General features: G+C 40.8%; 1 protein-coding gene and 1 pseudogene. One reads left to right on the top strand and one right to left on the bottom strand.

The window, feature by feature from the left end; translation table 11 throughout:
* Window positions 1–103, top strand: a pseudogene (locus MES37_RS24410) (IS110 family transposase); the annotation flags it as partial.
* 176 nt (window positions 104–279) lie between these two features.
* Here MES37_RS24410 and MES37_RS24405 read toward each other — a convergent pair.
* Window positions 280–963, bottom strand: a complete 684-nt coding sequence (locus tag MES37_RS24405) for a porin (RefSeq protein WP_064543729.1) — start codon at window positions 961–963, stop codon at window positions 280–282.
* Window positions 964–1,168 lie beyond the last annotated feature (205 nt).

The following is a 1,168-nucleotide window of genomic DNA, read 5'->3' as shown; positions in this document are numbered from 1 at the left end:
AAAAGCGGCCCTGGGTGCAGTGATGCGTAAGCTGGTACATATGTGCTTCGGCGTACTGAAAACCCGATTACCATGGGATGAAAATTATGCAGCTACCGCTTGACGTTCAAGACGGTAGCTACGAAGACGTTTGTCATCAGTCTCTGCCCTCTCTTTATGAGAGGGCTTTTTTTTGCTGACATTTAATTCCCTTCTTCACCAGGTGAAGGAAAAAAACAAAATATAAAAAAGCCCCCGCTATTATGCAGAGGCCTGGAGAGGGAATTGAAAATGAAACGATTAGAATGAATAGGCCACACCAACACGATAACGCGTCTGGCGTTCATCTGCGGTTTTACTGCCGCTCACATTACCCAACTCAGCATACGGCGCCCAGTTTTTATCCCATTTATAAGCCACTTTCACGTTATATTCTTGAGAATCCTTCTTATTATTAGAACGGATCTCATATTGGCTTTTCGCATAAACATAGTTCAGCTCAGTACGCCAGTCGCCTAATACAAAGCCTGCCCATAAATCGCCACGGTTCACTTTATCATCATCTTTCTTAGCATCATTTGGGTAGCGCGTATATTCATAACGGTAACGTGCTGCCACGTAAAAACCATTATCAAAGCTATATTGTGCATGTAAATTCGGCTTCCAGATGGTACGGTTATCCGTACTTTCGACCGTTAATGCCGGTGTAATAGCGATATTATTTGATGCTTTCCAGCGCCAGCTAATTTGGTCTTCATGACCATTACCAATCAAATCTGCAAATGGTTCATCTTTATTGGTGCCGCCAGATTTCCATTTTGCTTCAACGCTGAAACCTAAACCATTTTCAAAACGGTGAGAAACGGCAACACGGTCTGCGTTAGTACCAGCATCAATATATTCATGACGTAAATCTACAGTGACTGCCTGTGCTGCAACACTAACACCACAAAGAACAACCACACCCAGAGCTTTCTTCAACATGTTCGCATTCCCTTCATTGAAATATCGTTTCATTTTTATGAAACTGAAGTTTATTTTTAAACGAACATTATTTTAGTGATCGGGATCGTAAAAATTTATGTCAAAATACACACATGGCAATATGTGTGACAGGTATCAAAAAAAGAAACGATCGCGTCCGAAACTTAGCGGAAAACATAAATAAAAATAATAACTAGTTATAAAA

The sequence above is a fragment of the Buttiauxella sp. S19-1 genome (genome assembly GCF_022134725.1).
GTDB lineage: Bacteria > Pseudomonadota > Gammaproteobacteria > Enterobacterales > Enterobacteriaceae > Buttiauxella > Buttiauxella ferragutiae.
This window is presented reverse-complemented; position numbering and strand designations above follow the sequence as displayed.